Raw genomic sequence first — 23,392 nt, 5'->3', positions numbered from 1 at the left:
GTAAAAGAAAGCAACTGATTAATGAAACAAATTGCAAAAGGTGTATTTTTAATTATTGGCCTTAGTGTCATAGCACAATCTCCAAAACCTATGAATGGTATTAAATATCCAGTTACCAAAAAAAGCGAGCATACCGATACCTATTTCGGTACTGCTGTTAAAGACCCGTATCGATGGTTAGAAGATGATCGATCCGCTGAAACAGAGGCTTGGGTAAAAGAACAAAATACCGTTACTTACAATTATTTAAGCCAAATTCCTTATCGACTAACACTAAAGTCGCGTTTAGAGAAAATGTGGAATTATGAAAAAATAAGTGCTCCTTTTATAGAAGGTGAATACACCTATTTTTACAAAAATAATGGTTTGCAAAACCAATCTGTTTTGTATCGCAAAGATAAATCAGGTAAAGAAGAAGTTTTCTTGGACCCAAATACTTTTTCAAAAGACGGGACAACTTCCTTAGCAGGTATTACTTTTTCAGAAGATGGCAGCAAAGTTGCTTATCAAATTTCTATTGGTGGCTCTGACTGGAGAGAAGTGATAGTAATTGATGCACATACAAAATCTATTATAGATGTAAAATTAGTTGATGTGAAGTTTAGTGGGCTTTCGTGGTACAAAAATGAAGGTTTTTATTATTCTAGTTATGATAAACCTACAGGAAGTGAACTTTCGGCTAAAACAGACCAGCATAAATTGTATTATCATAAACTGGGAACTGCTCAAAAAGAAGATAAAGTCATTTTTGGCGCAGAACAAAAACGTCGCTATGTGGGTGGTGCTGTCACGGAAGACGGGAATTATCTTGTTATCTCAGCTTCAACTTCAACTTCAGGAAATGAGTTGTATGTTAAAGATTTATCCCAACCTAATAGTTCTATAGTTACTATAGTTGCTAATTTTAATACGGATAACGATATAATTGATAATGTAGGAAGTAAATTTTATATTAATACTAATTACAACGCTCCTAATAATCGTATAGTTACAATGGATTTAACTAATCCACAGCAAGTGAATTGGAAAGATTTAATTCCTGAAACTGAAAATGTTTTAACTCCAACAGTGGGTTCGGGGTACATTTTTGCTCATTATATGAAAGATGCTGTTTCTATGGTAAAACAGTTTGATTATCAAGGGAAATTAATTCACACTATAGATTTGCCAGGTGTGGGCACCGTAAGTGGTTTTTATGGTAAACGTAATGAAGAAACCTTGTATTTTACTTTTTCCAATTATTTTACACCAGGAAGCAGTTATGCCTTTCAACCTAAAACAGGGACGTCAAGTTTATATCAAAAACCAAAAGTTGATTTTGATAGCGAAAAATTTGAATCCAAACAAGTGTTTTATACATCAAAGGATGGAACTAAAGTTCCTATGATTATTACCTATAAAAAGGGGCTTAAACTAGATGGTAATAATCCAACAATTCTATATGGTTATGGTGGTTTTAATGTTAGTTTAACGCCTTCTTTCAGTATATCTAATGCACTTTGGTTAGAAAATGGAGGTGTTTATGCTGTACCTAATTTAAGAGGTGGCGGCGAATATGGTAAAAAGTGGCATCTAGCAGGTACTAAAATGCAAAAACAAAATGTATTTGATGATTTTATAGCTGCCGCGGAATATTTGATTGCCAATAAATACACCTCAAATCATTTTTTAGCTGTTAGAGGTGGTTCTAACGGAGGTTTGTTAGTAGGGGCAACCATGACACAACGCCCTGATTTAATGAAAGTCGCTATACCTGCAGTAGGTGTTTTAGATATGTTACGTTATCACACCTTTACAGCAGGAGCTGGTTGGGCGTATGATTATGGTACTGCCGATGAAAGCGCCTCTATGTTTGAATATATCAAAAAATATTCTCCAGTTCATAATGTTAAGTCAGGAATTCCTTACCCTGCAACTATGGTAATTACGGGTGATCATGACGATAGAGTGGTACCTTCGCATAGTTTTAAATTTGCTTCTGAATTGCAAGAAAAACAAACTGGCGATAACCCCACTTTAATTCGTATTGATATTAATGCAGGTCATGGAGCTGGAAAATCAGTAAGTGCTTTGATTAATGAAAGTATAGATGTACAATCGTTTATTTTATGGAATATGGGAATTAAAAAAATGAACTGATAATTTGATATTGATCTTTTAATTTCAACCTGTAGTATTTTAGTGTACTACAGGTTTTTATTTTATGTTAAAATATCTTTTATTTGTAAGTATATTCCTTTTAAAATATAAATATGCGCATTATAGATTTATCCAAAACTATATTTGAAAATCCTAACGACCCTTTTTTTATGAAGGTGAAAATTAATCAAAAAATTCATAAAAAAGCGAAGTGGATTATCCGACTTTTTGGTTTGCCGTTCAAATTATTTCCAAATGAATTTCAGGGTTGGGCAGATGATCAAATTAAAAGATTGGGGGTACACGCTTCCACACACCTCGATGCTCCTTATCATTATGGACCTATCAGTGAAGGTAAAAAAGCCAAAACTATTGATGAAGTACCATTGGAATGGTGCTATGGGGAAGGCGTGGTGATTGATATGTCGTATAAAGCTGACTTTGAACCCATATCAGCTCAAGATATTGAGATTTTTTTAGAGAAGCATGCTATTGTAATTAAACCAATGATGATTGTTTTGATAAAAACAGGCCGCGATAAATACATTTACGATAAAGATTATTATAAAAAAGGCACTGGAATGACGGCCGATGCAACTTTATATCTCATAAATAAAGGCGTTAAAGTTATGGGGATTGACCAATGGGGATGGGATTTACCTTTACCTTATCAAATTGAGCAGGCTAAAAAAACGAATAATAAAAATTTGTTTTGGGAAGCACATTTGGTTGGTGTAAACCACGAATATTGCCACATGGAACAATTAGTTAATTTAGATGCTTTACCATATACTGGTTTTAAAGTAGCTTGTTTTCCTTTAAAAATTAAAGGAGGTTCGGCTGGTCCTGCTCGTGTAGTGGCATTTTTGGATTAATAAAGAGTGCGTTAAGTCAGTTTTTTCAACTATTTAACAGGGCTTTTTATAGTATTTTTTTATTATACGATAAATTATATTTAATTTCGTGCTCTGAAAACTTGAAAAATCAAATAAAATGAAATACGATGTTATAGTTTTAGGTAGTGGACCTGGTGGTTACGTTACTGCTATTCGCGCTTCGCAATTAGGCTTTAAAGTAGCTGTAATTGAAAAAGAAAATTTGGGTGGAATTTGCTTAAACTGGGGATGTATTCCTACTAAAGCTTTATTAAAGTCAGCTCAAGTTTTTGATTACCTAAAACATGCTTCTGATTACGGATTAAAAGTTGATAATGTTGATAAAGATTTTGGAGCTGTAATCAAACGTTCTCGTGATGTTGCAGAAGGAATGAGCAAAGGTGTTCAGTTCCTGATGAAAAAAAATAAAATTGAGGTAATCAATGGTTTTGGTAAAGTAAAACCAGGAAAAAAAGTAGAGGTTACAGCGGCTGATGGTACACTTGCGGAATATACAGCGGACCATATCATTATTGCCACTGGTGCTCGTTCTCGCGAATTGCCTAATTTGCCACAAGATGGTAAAAAAGTAATTGGTTACCGTCAAGCTATGGTTTTACCTGAACAACCTAAGAAAATGATTGTTGTAGGTTCAGGGGCTATTGGTGTTGAATTTGCTCATTTTTATAATTCTATGGGGACTGAGGTTACTATTGTAGAATTTATGCCAAACATTGTTCCTGTAGAAGATGAAGACGTTTCAAAACAATTTGAGCGTTCTTTAAAGAAAGCAGGAATCAATATTATGACGAATGCTTCGGTAGAAAAAGTTGATACTACAGGAGCTGGTGTTAAGGCAACGGTGAAAACAGCTAAAGGGGAAGAAATCTTAGAAGCTGACATTGTTTTATCTGCGGTAGGTATTAAAACAAATATCGAAGGAATCGGTTTAGAGGATGTTGGTATTGCAACGGATAGAGATAAGATTTTAGTAAATGCTTACTACCAAACAAATGTACCTGGTTATTATGCTATTGGTGATGTAACACCAGGGCAAGCTCTTGCGCACGTAGCTTCAGCAGAAGGTATTTTATGTGTGGAGAAAATTGCTGGTTTACATGTAGAAGCGTTAGACTATGGTAATATCCCAGGATGTACGTATGCTACTCCTGAAATTGCTTCTGTAGGTTTAACTGAAAAAGCGGCTAAAGAAAAAGGATACGAAATTAAAGTGGGTAAATTCCCATTCTCTGCTTCGGGTAAAGCAACGGCTGCTGGAACAAAAGACGGTTTCGTAAAAGTAATTTTCGATGCTAAATATGGTGAATGGTTAGGTTGTCACATGATTGGTGCTGGCGTAACGGATATGATTGCCGAAGCTGTAGTAGCTCGTAAATTAGAAACTACAGGGCATGAGATTTTAAAAGCAGTGCATCCACACCCTACCATGAGTGAGGCAGTAATGGAAGCAGTTGCTGACGCTTATGGTGAAGTAATTCACTTATAATCGAATATAGATTCTAGAAATATTAAATCCGTTAAGTATTACTTAGCGGATTTTTTTTATATTTTTAAATGATTATTAATCCTTATATGTTGGTTTGTAGAAAATGATTTTAAGCAAGAATTTAGGAACAATCCCAATAATTAGTCAAACGTTTACGTAGAGTAATTTTAAAATGCTAATACAAATTTTAAATTATAATTTGATGCTTTAGCTTGGGAAGTAGTCATTGTATTTATTGGGGATTTCATTGTTATTGAGTGTTTGGCACAATATATCCCTTATTTTATTGAAGGTATTTTGATTTTTTTTGAAAACTGACGCTTGTAATACTTCTTGAGGGTGTTATTTTTATATATAAATCAAAATACTTTAGAAATTGTTACGCCTTTAATTGCTAAAATTAAATTTACCTTAAATAGAAAAGGGCATTCTATAAATAGTGCCCTTTCTTTATAAGTGTTTTTGTTTGTAGTAAAAATTATTTTAAAGTGTCATCTTCAAACTCAATAATATAAATATCTTCATTTTCACGCTTCATGTAATATTTTTCACGAGCATATTTTTCGATTTCATTAGGACTTTTAAATTTACTAATTTGTTCTTTATCTTTCAAAATTTCTTCCTTATAATAACTTTTGTTATCCTCAAGTTCTTCTATTTCGTGGTTAAGTACTCGGTGGTCGATATATGAATAATTGTCTAGGAATAATAACCATATTACAAAAAATCCAGTAACTAAAACATACTTGTTGCTTATAAAACGCAACCAGGTTACTTCTTTGAATATTTTTCGAATTTGTTTTAGCATAAAAAAGGGAAGGATTTTTTAATTACAATACTATGATATTCTTTGATTAATTACAGCTCTAACTACATCAATAGCAACGGTATTGTGTTTATCATTCGGAATAATAATATCTGCGAAAGCTTTTGTGGGCTCAATAAACTGTTCGTGCATTGGTTTTAGCGTGTCTTGGTATCTATTTAAAACTTCTTCCATATCTCTTCCTCTTTCGGCAATATCACGTTTTAAACGTCTAATCAACCGTTCGTCAGAGTCTGCATGTACAAATACTTTGATGTCAAACATATCACGTAATTCTTGATTGGTAAAAATAAGAATACCTTCAACTATCATTACTTTGCGAGGATGAGTATGTATCGTATCACCAGTTCTGTTGTGTTTAACAAAAGAGTAAACGGGTTGATCAATAGCTTTGCCTTCTTTTAAGTCTTTTAAATGTTCAACTAATAATGGAAAATCGATAGCACGAGGGTGGTCAAAATTTATTTTTGAACGCTCTTCATAACTTAAATCATGAGTTTCTTTGTAATATGAATCTTGTGAAATGATACCAACTTCAGTCTCAGGAAGTTCGTTCATGATTTTGTGTACTACAGTTGTTTTTCCAGAGCCAGTTCCACCAGCAATTCCAATAATTAACATATATTTTAAAATTGTTATAAAGAGCAAAAATAGTGATTTTTTGCAGATTTAATTTTAAAAAATATAGGATAACTTGCTTTTTGCTTAATAAACTAGTTGGTTGGAGTGGAAGGTGTGATATTTGTGAGACTATCTTTTTTTATAGACTTGATTTTAACAACTGTTTTTTTAGGTTTTACAGGAAAATAAAGCTCAGTTACTAAATTTGAAGCTGATTTTTCAGTAATGGCTGTTTTTACAAGCACTTCAATTTCTTTAAATTTATAACTTTTTTCAAGTTTGTTCTCATCCATGAATTTAGTAAATGCAGTATAAGCTTTTGCTAAATGGCGATAATTTCCTTTTATGGTTGCTTTAATAGTACTTGATGGGTCTATTTGCCCATTAATAATGTCACTATCTGAACTCAAAAATATTTTATGTTCAGTGGGTACAGCGATAGAATATTTAAATTGATTTTTTAGACTGTCTTTTTGATGATAAATTAGGAATGGAGCTCCTTTTGTTTTTGTATTTGTGCTTGATAATATTTTTTCCAACTTAGGAACAAAATGCTTAATCATAGTTGGAATTTGTTCTTTAGTGGAAACTATTGGTTTTTGTATATAATACACTGTATCTCTTTTTACAAATCCATCAAGTTTAAAATTAAAATTGTTTATTTCGCGTATTAAAGTTTTGTTTACAAAGGTTAAAGCATCTTTAAAACGATCTTCAAAGTCATTTTTGGCTCCTCTACCAATGATACTTAAAAATTTATCTTTAAAAGTAAGTTGACCTTGTGTAAACCAAATGGCATTAGTTTTGTTAGATAAAGTATCGTGAAATTCTAATCTCAAATCATTTACAACATCATTAAGCAAAACTTTTTGAATAATGGATTGGTTTAAGTTGTTTTTACTTTCAACAATTTTGAAATTTTCGCCCTTCCAAGGGTTAATAGAATCCCAATTACTAGGATTTGTGAAGTATTTATAAGCAATATCTTTAGGGACTTCTATAATTTGTTCGTGCTTAATAGTGTAATTACCGTCTTTAGTAGCTACAAAAACCGAAATGGTGCCTGCTAATAATAGGAGAAGTAAAAATAGATATTTAGCAACTTTCATAGTTTTTTAGTTGATTGTCCAGTGTAAAGTTATTAAAAAATGTTAAAATTCAAATTATCTATTGATTTTTTAGTAAAAACTTTATAGCGAATAATAAACCTATAAAAAGAGTAAACCCTACTAAAATCCATAAACTCCCTCTATAATGTATTTTGTGTAATTTGATATCTTTGCGATAAGAAAAAACCATTAATGCGACAAAAGCGACTAAAAAAGTGACTGCAAAAAGAAGTTGTCCTTGACTAAACATAGATTTTTTTGTGTAAAAGTACATATTTATGGAGTTATAAAGCCACTTTGTTTTCAAAATAATGCAGTTCTTTTCGATTAAATACCTTAAAGGATTTAGAATTATAGTTGAATATGAAGAAACAAATTAAAGCGGTAAGAGAATTTCATACGGCATTTGGACTTGGAGTTAATGAGTTTCCTACAGCTAATTTAGAAGAGAGTGTTAGTATTTTGCGTTATACTTTGATGAAAGAGGAAAATGAAGAATATTTGCAAGCCCTTGAAAAAAAAGATATTGTTGGAATTGCAGATGCATTAGGTGATATGCTTTATGTTTTATGTGGTACAATTTTAGAACATGGATTGCAATATAAAATTGAAGAAGTGTTTGAAGAAATTCAGCGTAGTAACATGAGTAAACTAGGGGAGGATGGTAGACCAATTTATAGAGAAGATGGAAAAGTAATGAAAGGTCCAAATTATTTTAAACCTAATGTAGCAAAGATTCTAAAATAATATTTTTTGGGTATATGATTCAAAATAAAGAAAACAGCCATGATTTTTTTTCAAGGCTGTCTTCCAAATTAAGTATTGAAAGGGAAAAATACTTATTTCATTTTCAATATTGTAAATACAGATCGTCTGTTGAGTTGGTGAGAAGATTCCGAACAATCAACCCCGTCCTTACAGTCGTTCACTAAATTGTATTCCCCAAATCCTTCATGTTTTTTAATTCTATTAGGGTTAATACCTCTAGAAACTAAATAATTGTAAGTAGCATTTGCTCTTCTTATTCCTAATGCTTCATTGTATTTGAAACTACCTCGACTATCTGTGTGTGAGCCAATTTCAATTTCCATTGCAGGATAAGTTTTTAGTAATAAATCGGCTATTTTTTCTAATTCTATAGCTGCATCCGTTCTAATATTATGCTTGTCAAAGTCAAAATAGATATTTTGAATATTTATATCGGCCAAAATATCTACGTTTTGTACTGGATCTAATTCAAAATCTACTTGTATGAATGATTTGCCTTTTGAATTATGCGTATCGGCTACTTTTGATGGTTCTGGCTGATATTTAGGATGTGAGGCTTCAATGGTGTAATTGGTCTCTCTATCAGCAGCTATATTATATTTCCCTTTTTGATCAGTTAATAAATCGGCAATAATATTTCCATCTTTGTCTTTGATTATAATTTTAGCATCTTTTACAGGTTGTTTGTTAATTACATCTGTTACTATACCTTTAATAGAAAATGGAGGAATTCGATCAAAACCGTAAATGTCATCATCGCCTTTACCGCCTTCTCGATTTGAAGAAATAAATCCTGTTTCCCCTGAATCATTCAGAAAAAAAGCAAAATCATCAGTATTGGAATTTACAGGTACACCTAAATTAATAATTTCCTGTATATTCCCTTCGTCATCGAGTACAGTAGTAAAAATGTCTAATTCGCCTAAACCTTGTAAACCATCTGAAGAGAAAAAAAGATTACCGTCATTATGTACAAATGGGAATAATTCATTGCCTTCTGTATTAATTTTATCTCCTAGATTTTCAGGTTTACTATAATTATCACCACTTATAGTTACTTTGTATAAGTCTGATTTTCCTTTTCCTCCTGGCATATCAGAAGCAAAATATAAAGTTTTCCCATCAGCAGACAAACTTGGATGTCCAACGGAATAGTTATTACTGTTAAAAGGCAGTTCAGTAATATTAGTCCATTTTTCTTTATCATTTAAAGTTGCTTTATATATTTTTAAGTTATTTGTTCCATTTTCATCTTTTTGTTTTTTTCCATTATTATAATTATTGCGAGTAAAGAACATGGTTTTTCCATCTTTAGAAATACTAATTTGGCCTTCGTGAAATTTTGTATTTACATCACCATTGATTTTTTCTGATTCTGTGTAGTTTTCTCCTTCTTTCTTGGTCGTGTAGAGGTCTAAAAATGGTTGCTGATTCCAAGTATAAGTTCTTTTAATACCTACACCTTTGTCTCTAGTTGAAGCAAAATAAATGGTTCCATTGTTTTCAATTGCCCCAAAATCACTTAATTCAGAATTAAACGGTACGGATTTTGAAAAATATTGCTGTTTTAGGTTATAGATATTGGTTATGAAATTTTTATCTTCTGCTATTTTTTGAATTCTAGAATCGTTAGCTCCTGATTCTTTATATTTGTTTAGCCAAACTTCGGATTCTTCATATTTTTTTAGCGACCGTAAAGCTAATGCATATTTCAAATAATATTCAGGATCTATGTTAGGTTGCTTTACAGCATCTGAATAATAATAAGCGGCATTTTGAGGGTCTCTAAGCATAGAATAACTATCTCCTAGTTTCCTCTTTGCATATTCTACATTGTAATTGTTTTCTATTAAAATTTTATAGGTCTCAATGGCTTTTACAAAAGAAAAGCTATTAAACAAAGCATCAGCTTTTTTCTGTTTCCCAAATTGTGCTGAAGCGTACGGTGTTATTCCGAAATAGAGTACAGCAGTTAGGAAAAATAGTACTTTTTTCATGGTTCAGACTTTTTGGGTTAGAAATAACGAGGTGATTTGTATTTTGATTTATCAAATTTGAAATCAAATAATAAGAAAATTTCATGTGAACCAGAATTGTAAGGTTTTATTTTAGAAATGGGGTAATCATATGCATAACCAATTCTGAGTTGTTTTGAAATTTGAAAATCTACCAATCCTGCTGCAGAGTCATCTACTCGATAAGCACCACCTATCCAGAGTTTTTCATTAAAAAGAAATGATAAAGTACCATCGATAGAAGCTGGAGCTCCTTTGGTAAGTTTAACCAGTGCAGTAGGTCTCATTTTTATACTCCCGTCGTTTGTTAGGTCAAAAACATATCCTGCTATGCCATAAAAATGCGATTGTTCTATGGCTTTATAACCGCCATCTTTGTTATAATCATTTTCAATAAGTCTAGGGGATGAAAAGCCAACATACCATTTTGGTTGATGTAAATAAATTCCAGCACCTAGATTGGGTTTCCAAATATTGAATCGATTATTGAAATAAGGGTCAGTATTTACTTGAGGATCATTATATAATGCTTCATCAATTGAGTAATAGCTTAAACCTCCTTTTAAACCAAAAGCAAGCTTTGTTTCTATTCCTAAATTTACGGTATATGAAAAATCACCATAGAGATAATTATTTCGTTCGTAACCTAGTTTATCATTTATAAAAGAGAAGCCTACGCCAAATCTTTCGTTTCTAAGTGGACTATGTATGGATAATGTTTGGGTAGTTGGTGCACCTTTCATGCCCACCCATTGACTTCTATGTAATGCAACAATAGATAATGCTTCTCTACTTCCTGCATATCCGGGGTTTACAGCTATAGTGTTGTACATATATTGTGTAAACTGAGGTGTTTGTTGTGCAACTGCGCAAGAACTGATAACACCTACTAATAAGGTAAGAATTATACGTTTCATATGGTGTTAGTTTTTGGTTCCTAAATAAAAATAGCCATTAAAAATGCCAAATCCGCTTCGTAAGATATTGACTATATAATAGTAAGTACCCGATGGTAAATTATCTCCTGATATAGCTCCTTTAGCTTCTCCACTCCAGTCATTTTGATAATTTTCGTTTTCATAAACTAAATTTCCCCATCTATTGAAGATTTTAACTTCATAAGCAAAACCACAACTTTCTAAACCACCGATTCTGAAGAAATCATTTTGACCATCACTACCAGGTGTTACAACCTTAGAAATGTTTAAATCAGTTATAGAACATGGAAGTACGACACAGTCATCAACTACACTCATATGAATTTCAATTATTCTCGGGCAAGTCCCTTCTTTAATGGTGTATCTAAGTACATAGAATCCTGGTGTTACATTTTTTGGATCAAATTGACTTCCATTTAAGCCTCCAGAATTATTAACATCGAGCCAAATCCCATCTTTTTCAATAGTAGGTTCTAATAAACTAAATAAATCAATTGCTGCTTCTTTTATACACAGACTTGAAATTACATTAGAATAGGCACCTATACTTACATTTATGATTTGTTTGATAATTGTTGCATTACCACATTCATCTGTAGCAATCCATTCTCGAGTTATTACATAGCCATAATCATTTTGATTACTTATATTTTCGCTATAATCTATATGTATTGAATTAGAACAATTATCTTCAAATTTTAATTCAGGTTTTAATGGAATTTCGTTACACTTAGCGTCTATGTTTTCTGAAATCGGAGTAACTAAAATAGGTGCTTTTGTATCTTGTACTTGTATCAACTGTTTGTAAAGTGTTGAATTTCCAGAACAATCTATAGCAGTCCATGTTCTTTCCAATGTATATTGAGAATTGCAATTTTCTTCATTTTGAATTCTTTTCTCAACAAAATTTACTTTCACATTATTATCACAATTGTCACTTGCTGTAATTGTTGGTACATCGGGAATTTCATTACATTCAGTAATAATATCTTTTGGTAACTCAATTGTGAATTTTGGTTTTGTAGTATCTTGAACTGTAATGGTTTGGAAATATTCATTTTTATTTCCTTTACAATCAATTGCTGTCCAAATTCTTTTTATTGTATAATTAGAGCCACATTCGTTATCTTTATTTTCAATAATTTCATTGAAAACAACATCAATATTTCCTTGGCATAAATCTGATGCTTGTAATTGTATAGGAACTGGAATGTTATCGCATTCAACAGTTATATCAGATGGAGCTTCATTTGAAAATACGGGTTTAATGGTATCCTGTATTGTAAATGTTGCATCGGTATTCGTTTTGTTACCACAATCATCCATAGCTGTAAAAGTCACCGTTATTGTGCCTGTAGCACCACAATCATCATAAATAGTATGGTAATTATTTGTCCAGACTATGTCCGAACTACAATTATCTATAGCTGTGGCACCAGCATGTGTTAGTAACCATTGATTTAAAGCTTCTACATTGCCTTGTCCGTCGCATTCTACGGTTTGGTTTGCTGCTTGAATGGCAATACTTGGCGCTGTTTTATCTTCGATAGTAAAGGTAGCTGAAGTAGTTGAACTGTTTCCACAATCATCCGTTGCGGTGAAGGTTACGGTAGCCGAACCTGAAGCTCCACAATCCTCTGACAATGCAGTGTAGTTGTTTGACCAAGTTACATTCGAACACGCATCAGAAGCTGAAGCACCTCCATTTGATGCCAACCATGCTGCTAATGCTGCTTGATTGCCTTGTCCGTCGCATTCTACGGTTTGGTTTGCTGCTTGAATGGCAATACTTGGTGCTGTTTTATCTTCAATCGTAAAGGTAGCCGAAGTAGTTGAACTGTTTCCACAATCATCGATTGCGGTAAAGGTTACGGTAGCCGAACCTGAAGCTCCACAATCCTCTGACAATGCAGTGTAGTTGTTTGACCAAGTTACATTCGAACACGCATCAGAAGCTGAAGCACCTCCATTTGATGCCAACCATGCTGCTAATGCTGCTTGATTACCTTGTCCGTCACATTCTACGGTTTGGTTTGCAGCTTGAATGGCAATACTTGGTGCTGTTTTATCTTCGATCGTAAAGGTAGCCGAAGTAGTGGATTGGTTTCCACAATCATCCGTTGCGGTAAAAGTTACGGTAGCTGAACCCGAAGTTCCACAATCCTCTGACAATACAGTGTAGTTATTTGACCAAGTTACATTCGAACACGCATCAGAAGCTGAAGCACCTCCATTTGATGCCAACCATGCTGCTAATGCTGCTTGATTGCCTTGTCCGTCGCATTCTACGGTTTGGTTTGCAGCTTGAATGGCAATACTTGGCGCTGTTTTATCTTCGATCGTAAAGGTTGCTGAAGTAGTGGATTGGTTTCCACAATCATCCGTTGCGGTAAAGGTTACGGTAGCCGAACCTGAAGCTCCACAATCCTCTGACAATGCAGTATAGTTATTTGACCAAGTTACATTCGAACACGCATCAGAAGCTGAAGCACCTCCATTTGATGCCAACCATGCTGCTAATGCTGCTTGATTTCCTTGTCCGTCGCATTCTACGGTTTGGTTTGCTGCTTGAATGGCAATACTTGGCGCTGTTTTATCTTCAATCGTAAAGGTAGCCGAAGTAGTTGAACTGTTTCCACAATCATCGGTTGCGGTAAAGGTTACGGTAGCCGAACCTGAAGCTCCACAATCCTCTGACAATGCAGTGTAGTTGTTTGACCAAGTTACATTCGAACACGCATCAGAAGCTGAAGCACCTCCATTTGATGCCAACCATGCTGCTAATGCTGCTTGATTGCCTTGTCCGTCGCATTCTACGGTTTGGTTTGCAGCTTGAATGGCAATACTTGGCGCTGTTTTATCTTCGATCGTAAAGGTAGCTGAAGTAGTTGAACTGTTTCCACAATCATCGGTTGCGGTGAAGGTTACGGTAGCCGAACCTGAAGCTCCACAATCCTCTGACAATGCAGTATAGTTATTTGACCAAGTTACATTCGAACACGCATCAGAAGCTGAAGCACCTCCATTTGATGCCAACCATGCTGCTAATGCTGCTTGATTGCCTTGTCCGTCGCATTCTACGGTTTGGTTTGCAGCTTGAATGGCAATACTTGGCGCTTTTTTATCTTCAATCGTAAAGGTAGCCGAAGTAGTTGAACTGTTTCCACAATCATCGGTTGCGGTGAAGGTTACGGTAGCCGAACCTGAAGCTCCACAATCCTCTGACAATGCAGTGTAGTTATTTGACCAAGTTACATTTGAACACGCATCAGAAGCTGAAGCACCTCCATTTGATGCCAACCATGCGGCTAATGCTGCTTGATTGCCTTGTCCGTCGCATTCTACGGTTTGGTTTGCTGCTTGAATGGCAATACTTGGTGCTGTTTTATCTTCGATAGTAAAGGTAGCTGAAGTAGTTGAACTGTTTCCACAATCATCCGTTGCGGTAAAAATTACGGTAGCTGAACCCGAAGCTCCACAATCCTCTGACAATGCAGTGTAGTTGTTTGACCAAGTTACATTCGAACACGCATCAGAAGCTGAAGCACCTCCATTTGATGCCAACCATGCTGCTAATGCTGCTTGATTGCCTTGTCCGTCGCATTCTACGGTTTGGTTTGCAGCTTGAATGGCAATACTTGGCGCTGTTTTATCTTCGATAGTAAAGGTAGCCGAAGTAGTTGAACTGTTTCCACAATCATCCGTTGCGGTAAAAGTTACGGTAGCCGAACCTGAAGCTCCACAATCCTCTGACAATGCAGTATAGTTATTTGACCAAGTTACATTCGAACACGCATCAGAAGCTGAAGCACCTCCATTTGATGCCAACCATGCTGCTAATGCTGCTTGATTGCCTTGTCCGTCGCACTCTACGGTTTGGTTTGCTGCTTGAATGGCAATACTTGGCGCTGTTTTATCTTCGATAGTAAAGGTAGCTGAAGTAGTTGAACTGTTTCCACAATCATCCGTTGCGGTAAAGGTTACGGTAGCTGAACCTGAAGCTCCACAATCCTCTGACAATGCAGTATAGTTATTTGACCAAGTTACATTCGAACACGCATCAGAAGCTGAAGCACCTCCATTTGATGCCAACCATGCTGCTAATGCTGCTTGATTACCTTGTCCGTCACATTCTACGGTTTGGTTTGCAGCTTGAATGGCAATACTTGGCGCTGTTTTATCTTCGATCGTAAAGGTTGCTGAAGTAGTTGAACTGTTTCCACAATCATCGATTGCGGTAAAGGTTACGGTAGCCGAACCTGAAGCTCCACAATCCTCTGACAATGCAGTGTAGTTATTTGACCAAGTTACATTTGAACACGCATCAGAAGCTGAAGCACCTCCATTTGATGCCAACCATGCTGCTAATGCTGCTTGATTGCCTTGTCCGTCGCATTCTACGGTTTGGTTTGCAGCTTGAATGGCAATACTTGGCGCTGTTTTATCTTCGATAGTAAAGGTAGCTGAAGTAGTTGAACTGTTTCCACAATCATCGGTTGCGGTGAAGGTTACGGTAGCCGAACCTGAAGCTCCACAATCCTCTGACAATGCAGTATAGTTATTTGACCAAGTTACATTCGAACACGCATCAGAAGCTGAAGCACCTCCATTTGATGCCAACCATGCTGCTAATGCTGCTTGATTGCCTTGTCCGTCGCATTCTACGGTTTGGTTTGCTGCTTGAATGGCAATACTTGGTGCTGTTTTATCTTCAATCGTAAAGGTAGCCGAAGTAGTTGAACTGTTTCCACAATCATCCGTTGCGGTGAAGGTTACGGTAGCCGAACCTGAAGCTCCACAATCCTCTGACAATGCAGTGTAGTTGTTTGACCAAGTTACATTCGAACACGCATCAGAAGCTGAAGCACCTCCATTTGATGCCAACCATGCTGCTAATGCTGCTTGATTGCCTTGTCCGTCGCATTCTACGGTTTGGTTTGCAGCTTGAATGGCAATACTTGGCGCTGTTTTATCTTCGATAGTAAAGGTAGCCGAAGTAGTTGAACTGTTTCCACAATCATCCGTTGCGGTAAAAGTTACGGTAGCCGAACCTGAAGCTCCACAATCCTCTGACAATGCAGTGTAGTTATTTGACCAAGTTACATTTGAACACGCATCAGAAGCTGAAGCACCTCCATTTGATGCCAACCATGCGGCTAATGCTGCTTGATTGCCTTGTCCGTCGCATTCTACGGTTTGGTTTGCTGCTTGAATGGCAATACTTGGTGCTGTTTTATCTTCGATAGTAAAGGTAGCTGAAGTAGTTGAACTGTTTCCACAATCATCCGTTGCGGTAAAAATTACGGTAGCTGAACCTGAAGCTCCACAATCCTCTGACAATGCAGTATAGTTATTTGACCAAGTTACATTCGAACACGCATCAGAAGCTGAAGCACCTCCATTTGATGCCAACCATGCTGCTAATGCTGCTTGATTGCCTTGTCCGTCGCATTCTACGGTTTGGTTTGCAGCTTGAATGGCAATACTTGGCGCTGTTTTATCTTCGATAGTAAAGGTAGCCGAAGTAGTTGAACTGTTTCCACAATCATCCGTTGCGGTAAAAGTTACGGTAGCCGAACCTGAAGCTCCACAATCCTCTGACAATGCAGTGTAGTTATTTGACCAAGTTACATTTGAACACGCATCAGAAGCTGAAGCACCTCCATTTGATGCCAACCATGCTGCTAATGCTGCTTGATTACCTTGTCCGTCACATTCTACGGTTTGGTTTGCAGCTTGAATGGCAATACTTGGTGCTGTTTTATCTTCGATAGTAAAGGTAGCCGAAGTAGTGGATTGGTTTCCACAATCATCCGTTGCGGTGAAAGTTACGGTAGCCGAACCCGAAGCTCCACAATCCTCTGACAATGCAGTGTAATTGTTTGACCAAGTTACATTCGAACACGCATCAGAAGCTGAAGCACCTCCATTTGATGCCAACCATGCTGCTAATGCTGCTTGATTGCCTTGTCCGTCACATTCTACGGTTTGGTTTGCTGCTTGAATGGCAATACTTGGCGCTGTTTTATCTTCGATAGTAAAGGTAGCCGAAGTAGTTGAACTGTTTCCACAATCATCGGTTGCGGTAAAGGTTACGGTAGCTGAACCCGAAGCTCCACAATCCTCTGACAATGCAGTGTAGTTATTTGACCAAGTTACATTCGAACACGCATCAGAAGCTGAAGCACCTCCATTTGATGCCAACCATGCTGCTAATGCTGCTTGATTGCCTTGTCCGTCACATTCTACGGTTTGGTTTGCAGCTTGAATGGCAATACTTGGCGCTGTTTTATCTTCGATAGTAAAGGTAGCCGAAGTAGTTGAACTGTTTCCACAATCATCGGTTGCGGTGAAGGTTACGGTAGCCGAACCTGAAGCTCCACAATCCTCTGACAATGCAGTGTAGTTATTTGACCAAGTTACATTTGAACACGCATCAGAAGCTGAAGCACCTCCATTTGATGCCAACCATGCGGCTAATGCTGCTTGATTGCCTTGTCCGTCGCATTCTACGGTTTGGTTTGCTGCTTGAATGGCAATACTTGGCGCTGTTTTATCTTCAATCGTAAAGGTAGCCGAAGTAGTTGAACTGTTTCCACAATCATCGGTTGCGGTAAAGGTTACGGTAGCCGAACCTGAAGCTCCACAATCCTCTGACAATGCAGTGTAGTTATTTGACCAAGTTACATTCGAACACGCATCAGAAGCTGAAGCACCTCCATTTGATGCCAACCATGCTGCTAATGCTGCTTGATTGCCTTGTCCGTCGCATTCTACGGTTTGGTTTGCAGCTTGAATGGCAATACTTGGTGCTGTTTTATCTTCGATAGTAAAGGTAGCCGAAGTAGTGGATTGGTTTCCACAATCATCCGTTGCGGTGAAAGTTACGGTAGCCGAACCCGAAGCTCCACAATCCTCTGACAATGCAGTGTAATTGTTTGACCAAGTTACATTCGAACACGCATCAGAAGCTGAAGCACCTCCATTTGATGCCAACCATGCTGCTAATGCTGCTTGATTGCCTTGTCCGTCGCATTCTACGGTTTGGTTTGCTGCTTGAATGGCAATACTTGGCGCTGTTTTATCTTCAATCGTAAAGGTAGCCGAAGTAGTTGAACTGTTTCCACAATCATCGGTTGCGGTAAAGGTTACGGTAGCCGAACCTGAAGCTCCACAATCCTCTGACAATGCAGTGTAGTTATTTGACCAAGTTACATTCGAACACGCATCAGAAGCTGAAGCACCTCCATTTGATGCCAACCATGCGGCTAATGCTGCTTGATTGCCTTGTCCGTCACATTCTACGGTTTGGTTTGCAGCTTGAATGGCAATACTTGGTGCTGTTTTATCTTCGATAGTAAAGGTAGCCGAGGTAGTTGAACTGTTTCCACAATCATCGGTTGCGGTAAAGGTTACGGTAGCCGAACCCGAAGCTCCACAATCCTCTGACAATGTAGTGTAATTGTTTGACCAAGTTACATTCGAACACGCATCAGAAGCTGAAGCACCTCCATTTGATGCCAACCATGCTGCTAATGCTGCTTGATTGCCTTGTCCGTCGCATTCTACGGTTTGGTTTGCAGCTTGAATGGCAATACTTGGCGCTGTTTTATCTTCGATCGTAAAGGTAGCTGAAGTAGTTGAACTGTTTCCACAATCATCGGTCGTTGCGGTAAAGGTTACGGTAGCCGAACCTGAAGCTCCACAATCCTCTGACAATGCAGTGTAGTTGTTTGACCAAGTTACATTCGAACACGCATCAGAAGCTGAAGCACCTCCATTTGATGCCAACCATGCTGCTAATGCTGCTTGATTGCCTTGTCCGTCGCATTCTACGGTTTGGTTTGCTGCTTGAATGGCAATACTTGGCGCTGTTTTATCTTCAATCGTAAAGGTAGCCGAAGTAGTTGAACTGTTTCCACAATCATCGGTTGCGGTGAAGGTTACGGTAGCCGAACCTGAAGCTCCACAATCCTCTGACAATGCAGTATAGTTATTTGACCAAGTTACATTCGAACACGCATCAGAAGCTGAAGCACCTCCATTTGATGCCAACCATGCGGCTAATGCTGCTTGATTGCCTTGTCCGTCGCATTCTACGGTTTGGTTTGCTGCTTGAATGGCAATACTTGGCGCTGTTTTATCTTCGATAGTAAAGGTAGCCGAAGTAGTTGAACTGTTTCCACATTTATCTGTAGCAGTAAAAATGACATTTACGTCACCTGCTTTTCCACAACTTGTAGGAAATGAAGTATAATTGTTAGACCAAGTTACAATTCCACAATTGTCTGTTGCTACAGCACCTGCATTAGAGTTTAACCATGTGTTTAATGCGTTTGAATTTCCAAGACCATCACAAGCTACGGTCATATTTGATGCTAGGATAGTAATGGTTGGGGGGGTGGAATCTTGTACGCTAACAATACGTGTTTTTATGATTTGGTTACAAGGAATTGCAGTGTTCGGATCTGTTACCCTCAAAGCTACGGTATAATTACCGCAATTTGAATAACTGTAATTAGGTGTTATTCCAGATGCCATTGAATTAAAAGTACTGCCATTGTAATTGAAATCCCATTCATAAATTAAATTATTTGGAGGCGTATTATCAACTGATAAAGAGCCATTGAAATTTACATTATATGGGCAAGAACCAAATGAATAAGTAAAATCTGCTAATGGAGCTTCTAAAATGGTAATAGTCTTAGTTGTGATATGTGTACATCCATAATTATCAGTAACTTTGAGTGCAACTACATGACTTCCTCCTGTAGTGAAAATGTGGTTGATACTTATCCCACTACCTTCGTTATTAAAAGTTACCCCATCATAGCTAAAATCCCATAGGTAACTAGTTATAAAATCGTCTGTATCGGGATAATTAGTGTTATTATAAACATCAGAATTGAAGAAAGTAGAGCAACTTGCATCGAATGAAATTGAATTGTTTTTGCAAAGACCGCCGTTAGTTGTAAAACAAGCTTTAGGTGTAGAATTGATTCCTATTAAAAAAGGAACCACAAAAGTATCTTTTAAAGCTGAATTAGGACTACCACCTGCTAGAGAGGAGCCTACTTCTATGGTTAGTTTATTACAATTTGTTGTAGCATCACAAGTATTGAAAATATCAGTAAGTTTAATTCTTAATTCGAAGAATAGACCCAAATTAGTATTAACACAATTAATGTTTCCCAGTTTAGCATCAAAAGTTGTAGTGCTTTGGACGAATTGAGAGCCGTTCCATTTGTAAATAAAATTATCTGTAATTGTTGGATTAGATCCTGGGCTAATCGAAAAGAAGGCTGCAAGATCAGCGCCATTTTTTGTTGGGTCACCAGTAGAATTGTTACAGTCTGTATTGATGAAAAACGAGAATGAACTGTTACCAGTTGCTTCTCTGTCGAAGGCTAGATACAAATATTGATGATCATTATCATACCAAAAATTAATAATATCAGCCGTTCCTGTAGAAGTATCGTTTCCATCAACTACATCTGGAACTCCCCATTCGTCACCATTGTTAGTAGTGTTACAGTTAAAACCGTCGAATTGGATAATTTGAGCATTTATTTTTATTGCGCACAATAAAAATAAAAAAGTTAGTATAATTTTCCCTTTCATAATAACCATTTTAAGATTAATAATACACTGAAGTTGATTAGTTAAAAAATCAACTAAAACTTTATACTTTAATCCGGAGATTTAAGCATTAGGGTCATCTGAAAGTATATTCTATGAAAAAAGAGAAAATACTTTTCTGTTTTTGGGAATTACAAAAGTTATATCCGCAACTTTTGAATACTAAAATTACTACTTTAATACTTAGATAGTTAAACTTTGGTTTTCTTTTCGATAAAAGAATAATTAATCCCTTTGAATTAACATAAAATTTGTAAAACCTAGTTTATTTATCAGTTTTTGTATATTTTAGATTCATTAAATTTAATGAACTATGCTATCACTAATTTTAGTTAGACATGCCAAATCCAGTTGGGATTTGCCTGATAATGATAAACAAAGAAAATTGACTGCTCAAGGTGAAAATACAATTCGAAAAGTGGCTATATTAGTTAAGGATGAAGTAAGTGAGGAATTCTCTATTTGGAGTAGTTCCGCAGTACGAACTATGTCTACTGCTTCGTTGTTTTGCGATTATACAGGACTTGATAAGAAGTCAATTGTTTTTAAAGATGATTTGTATACATTTAGTGTAGGTGATTTAGAAAGAATAATTAAACAATGTGAAAATAGTGTTAAACAACTAATTCTTTTTGGGCACAATGAGGCTATTACAGATTTTGTCAATAAATTTGGGGATATAAATGTAGATAATGTGCCTACAGCAGGATTGGTTTACTTACAATTTGATGTTGACTGTTGGGAAAATATTAACAAAGGAAAGATTATCAAACATATTTTTCCAAAAGAACTAGACTAAAGTATATGTCATTGGTTGAAAACAGATACATAGATAGAGAAAAAAGTTGGCTTGCTTTCAATTTTAGAGTTTTGCAAGAAGCTGCAGATGAAAGGGTTCCTCTTTTAGATCGCTTGCGGTTTTTAGGAATTTTTTCTAATAATCTCGATGAATTTTTCAGAGTGCGCTATGCAGCCATTAGACGATTGGCGTTAGAAGGTAAATCAGGTGAGGAAATTTTAGGAGGTATTTCTTCCCAACAGCTTTTAAAAGATATTACCGATACTGTTATAGATCAGCAATCGGAAAGTTTAAGAATACTAAGCATCATTGAAAAGGAATTAGGTAAAGAAGGTATCTTTATTATTAATGAAACTGAAATTAATAAAGAGCAACAGAATTTTATCCGTGATTTTTTTATTCAAAAAGTAAGTCCTGAATTAGTAACGATTATCTTAAATGATTTAGATGAGTTTCCGCTTTTGAAAGATACCTCGGGTTATTTAGCCGTAAAAATGGTGATGAAAACCAAAGAAGATGCGTCGTTGCTTGAAAAAATGAAAATCAAGCGCGATGTACGTTATGCTGTTATCGAAATTCCTAAAACCATAAATAGATTTGTTGTTTTACCTTCTACCAATGATAAACAATATGTAATCATGCTAGATGATGTAATTCGATATAATTTGCATCATATCTTTACCATATTTGATTATGAAAGTATTTCGTGTCATATGATTAAAATTACACGGGATGCAGAATTAGAGCTTGACACCGATTTGAATAAGAGTTTTTTAGAGAAAATATCATCTGGAGTAAAAGATCGTCGTATTGGTGAACCTGTTCGATTTGTATATGATCAAAATATAGAAAAGGATACATTAAAGTTTTTTCTTAAACGAATGGCTATTAATTCTAAGGATAGTTTGATTCCAGGAGGAAGGTATCATAATAGGAGAGACTATATGAGTTTTCCAAACTTGGGGCGTTTTGACTTATTATACAAAGCTAATGTACCCTTGCAAGTTGAAGGTTTGGGACTTGATGGAAGTATTCTTAAAAAGATTGAGAAAAAAGATTATTTGATAAATGCTCCTTATCAATCCTACTCTTATTTAATTAAATTCTTGCGCGAGGCGGCTTTAGATCCCTATGTGACTACCATTAAAATTACGTTGTATCGTTTAGCTAAAAATTCACAAATAGTGAGTTCGTTAATCAATGCAGCTAAAAATGGTAAAAAAGTTATAGTTCAGATTGAATTGCAAGCTCGTTTTGATGAAGCTAGTAATATTTCGTATGCCGAAATTATGCAAACCGAAGGCATTGAACTCATATTTGGGGTCAAGGGATTAAAAGTTCATAGTAAAATATGTTATATTGAGCGTGTAGATCAAAAAGGAAAATTAAAACGCTACGGAATTGTCTCTACAGGAAATTTCAATGAAGCCAGTGCCAAAGTATATACAGATGTGACTTTGTTTACAGCCCATCAGAAAATTTTAAAAGATATGGCAAAGGTTTTTGAATTTTTCCAAATAAATTATCGTGTTCATAGGTATAAGCATTTGATTGTGTCTCCACATTATACAAGGTCAAAATTTACTAAAATGATTGAAAGAGAAATCATAAATGCAAATTTGGGCTTACCAGCTTACATAAAATTGAAGATGAATAGTTTATCAGATTATAAGATGATTGATAAATTATATGAGGCAAGTAGGGCAGGGGTTAAAATTCAATTGATCATTAGAGGTATTTGTTCCTTAATACCAGGGGTTCCTGGAATGAGTGAAAACATAGAGGCGATATCTATAGTTGATGCTTATTTAGAACACGCCCGTGTGTATATTTTTTGCAACAACGATAACCCTGAGGTTTATATTTCCTCAGCAGATTTTATGACTCGTAATTTAGATGCACGTGTAGAAGTTTCTTGTCCTATTTATGATGAAAATATAAAAAAAGAATTAATAGACACCTTTGATATCGGTTGGAAAGGAAATGTTAAGGCTCGTTTTCACTCAGAAAGATTAGATAATAAGTATCGATTAAGAGGGGATAACCCTGTATTCAGAGCGCAACATGAAACTTATAAGTATTATCGCGATCGAATTGATGTAGTGACTGAAAACGTATAAAAAATGAATTTTGAGTAACGATTAATGCTAATCATT

The 23,392-nt window shown here is 35.8% G+C and carries 12 protein-coding genes; 6 read left to right on the top strand and 6 right to left on the bottom strand.

Features of this window, described 5'->3' with window-relative positions:
* Positions 1-90: 90 nt before the first annotated feature.
* The 3 genes from ACQY29_RS11295 (at position 91) to lpdA (ending at position 4,521) form a co-directional block, all read left to right on the top strand.
* The gene (locus ACQY29_RS11295) at positions 91-2,139 is read left to right on the top strand and encodes a prolyl oligopeptidase family serine peptidase (protein WP_428225912.1); all 2,049 of its coding nucleotides are present in this window, start codon (positions 91-93) and stop codon (positions 2,137-2,139) included.
* A 113-nt stretch (positions 2,140-2,252) separates the two neighbouring features.
* Complete coding sequence (locus ACQY29_RS11290; protein WP_428225288.1) at positions 2,253-3,014, top strand: cyclase family protein; 762 nt, start codon at positions 2,253-2,255, stop codon at positions 3,012-3,014.
* A 118-nt stretch (positions 3,015-3,132) separates the two neighbouring features.
* Positions 3,133-4,521 (top strand): dihydrolipoyl dehydrogenase, encoded by a 1,389-nt coding sequence (gene lpdA / locus ACQY29_RS11285; protein WP_428225287.1) that lies wholly within the window; start codon positions 3,133-3,135, stop codon positions 4,519-4,521.
* A 478-nt stretch (positions 4,522-4,999) separates the two neighbouring features.
* Here lpdA and ACQY29_RS11280 read toward each other — a convergent pair whose 3' ends face one another.
* The 3 genes from ACQY29_RS11280 to ACQY29_RS11270 form a co-directional block, all read right to left on the bottom strand.
* A complete protein-coding gene (locus ACQY29_RS11280) occupies positions 5,000-5,329 on the bottom strand; it encodes an FtsB family cell division protein (RefSeq protein WP_428225286.1) in 330 nt (109 codons plus the stop codon).
* Positions 5,330-5,359: 30 nt separating this feature from the next.
* Positions 5,360-5,968: a uridine kinase gene (udk, locus tag ACQY29_RS11275; RefSeq protein WP_428225285.1), complete on the bottom strand. Its 609-nt coding sequence runs from the start codon at positions 5,966-5,968 to the stop codon at positions 5,360-5,362.
* A 92-nt stretch (positions 5,969-6,060) separates the two neighbouring features.
* Positions 6,061-7,077 carry a GyrI-like domain-containing protein gene (locus ACQY29_RS11270; protein WP_428225284.1) on the bottom strand — a complete coding sequence of 339 codons (1,017 nt, stop codon included), beginning with the start codon at positions 7,075-7,077 and terminating at the stop codon, positions 6,061-6,063.
* A 363-nt stretch (positions 7,078-7,440) separates the two neighbouring features.
* Here ACQY29_RS11270 and ACQY29_RS11265 point away from each other — a divergent pair, with 363 nt between their 5' ends.
* Positions 7,441-7,824, top strand: a complete 384-nt coding sequence (locus ACQY29_RS11265; protein ID WP_428225283.1) for a hypothetical protein — start codon at positions 7,441-7,443, stop codon at positions 7,822-7,824.
* A 92-nt stretch (positions 7,825-7,916) separates the two neighbouring features.
* Here the strand turns inward: ACQY29_RS11265 and ACQY29_RS11260 are convergent, their stop codons facing one another.
* Genes ACQY29_RS11260 through ACQY29_RS11250 form a run of 3 tightly spaced genes read right to left on the bottom strand, consistent with a single transcriptional unit; the run spans position 7,917 to position 20,419 of the window.
* On the bottom strand, positions 7,917-9,842 hold the full coding sequence (locus tag ACQY29_RS11260; RefSeq protein ID WP_428225282.1) for an OmpA family protein: 1,926 nt from the start codon (positions 9,840-9,842) through the stop codon (positions 7,917-7,919).
* 17 nt (positions 9,843-9,859) lie between these two features.
* A complete protein-coding gene (locus ACQY29_RS11255) occupies positions 9,860-10,777 on the bottom strand; it encodes a PorP/SprF family type IX secretion system membrane protein (RefSeq protein ID WP_428225281.1) in 918 nt (305 codons plus the stop codon).
* A 6-nt stretch (positions 10,778-10,783) separates the two neighbouring features.
* Entirely contained in the window at positions 10,784-20,419 is a 9,636-nt protein-coding gene (locus tag ACQY29_RS11250) for a gliding motility-associated C-terminal domain-containing protein (protein ID WP_428225280.1), read from the bottom strand.
* Positions 20,420-20,750: 331 nt separating this feature from the next.
* Here ACQY29_RS11250 and ACQY29_RS11245 point away from each other — a divergent pair, with 331 nt between their 5' ends.
* Both ACQY29_RS11245 and ppk1 read left to right on the top strand, forming a co-directional pair.
* The gene (locus ACQY29_RS11245) at positions 20,751-21,236 is read left to right on the top strand and encodes a SixA phosphatase family protein (RefSeq protein WP_428225279.1); all 486 of its coding nucleotides are present in this window, start codon (positions 20,751-20,753) and stop codon (positions 21,234-21,236) included.
* A gap of 5 nt (positions 21,237-21,241) precedes the next feature.
* Positions 21,242-23,356, top strand: a complete 2,115-nt coding sequence (gene ppk1, locus ACQY29_RS11240) for a polyphosphate kinase 1 (protein ID WP_428225278.1) — start codon at positions 21,242-21,244, stop codon at positions 23,354-23,356.
* The last annotated feature ends 36 nt before the right edge of the window (positions 23,357-23,392 follow it).

This window comes from Flavobacterium sp. (assembly GCF_965262375.1).
Classification (GTDB): Bacteria; Bacteroidota; Bacteroidia; order Flavobacteriales; family Flavobacteriaceae; genus Flavobacterium.
Note: the sequence above shows the minus strand (reverse complement) of the source record. Positions and strands in the feature narration are given on the sequence as shown.

Coding starts and splice junctions, on each gene's coding strand:
- ACQY29_RS11280 (WP_428225286.1), bottom strand. CDS start 5,329: ATGCTAAAACAAATTCGAAAAATATTCAAAGAAGTAACCTGGTTGCGT.
- ppk1 (WP_428225278.1), top strand. CDS start 21,242: ATGTCATTGGTTGAAAACAGATACATAGATAGAGAAAAAAGTTGGCTT.
- ACQY29_RS11245 (WP_428225279.1), top strand. CDS start 20,751: ATGCTATCACTAATTTTAGTTAGACATGCCAAATCCAGTTGGGATTTG.
- ACQY29_RS11260 (WP_428225282.1), bottom strand. CDS start 9,842: ATGAAAAAAGTACTATTTTTCCTAACTGCTGTACTCTATTTCGGAATA.
- ACQY29_RS11290 (WP_428225288.1), top strand. CDS start 2,253: ATGCGCATTATAGATTTATCCAAAACTATATTTGAAAATCCTAACGAC.
- ACQY29_RS11295 (WP_428225912.1), top strand. CDS start 91: ATGAATGGTATTAAATATCCAGTTACCAAAAAAAGCGAGCATACCGAT.
- ACQY29_RS11270 (WP_428225284.1), bottom strand. CDS start 7,077: ATGAAAGTTGCTAAATATCTATTTTTACTTCTCCTATTATTAGCAGGC.
- ACQY29_RS11265 (WP_428225283.1), top strand. CDS start 7,441: ATGAAGAAACAAATTAAAGCGGTAAGAGAATTTCATACGGCATTTGGA.
- ACQY29_RS11250 (WP_428225280.1), bottom strand. CDS start 20,419: ATGAAAGGGAAAATTATACTAACTTTTTTATTTTTATTGTGCGCAATA.
- ACQY29_RS11255 (WP_428225281.1), bottom strand. CDS start 10,777: ATGAAACGTATAATTCTTACCTTATTAGTAGGTGTTATCAGTTCTTGC.
- lpdA (WP_428225287.1), top strand. CDS start 3,133: ATGAAATACGATGTTATAGTTTTAGGTAGTGGACCTGGTGGTTACGTT.
- udk (WP_428225285.1), bottom strand. CDS start 5,968: ATGTTAATTATTGGAATTGCTGGTGGAACTGGCTCTGGAAAAACAACT.